This is a genomic window from Streptomyces beijiangensis (assembly GCF_017315755.1).
Classification (GTDB): Bacteria; Actinomycetota; Actinomycetes; order Streptomycetales; family Streptomycetaceae; genus Streptomyces; species Streptomyces beijiangensis.
The window spans coordinates 1-301 of the sequence record NZ_JAFLRJ010001321.1 but is presented as its reverse complement, the minus strand read 5'-3'; the positions used below and the strand labels follow the sequence as shown (position 1 = coordinate 301).

The 301-nt window shown below is 65.4% G+C and carries 1 protein-coding gene; it reads left to right on the top strand.

Features of this window, described 5'->3' with window-relative positions:
* The coding region (locus J0695_RS41670) for a reverse transcriptase domain-containing protein (RefSeq protein ID WP_242553802.1) at window positions 1-301 on the top strand (301 nt) is incomplete at both ends.

The following is a 301-nucleotide window of genomic DNA, read 5'->3' as shown; positions in this document are numbered from 1 at the left end:
AGTTCCCGGACGTCCGCTTCGAACGGTATGCCGACGATGCGGTCATCCACTGCCGCAGTCTCGCTGAGGCGAGAGCGGTGCTGGCCGCGCTGGAGGCGCGCATGGAATCGGTCGGCCTTCAACTGCACCCCGACAAGACGCAGGTCGTCTACTGCCGGGACGCGAACCGCAAGAGCTCTTTCGAGCACACGAGGTTCACGTTCCTGGGCTACGACTTTCGCGAGCGCACCGTGGACGGGCGGAACGGGCTGTTCCGGAGTTTCTCTGCGGCGGTCTCGGACAAGGCCCTGAAGCGGATGGG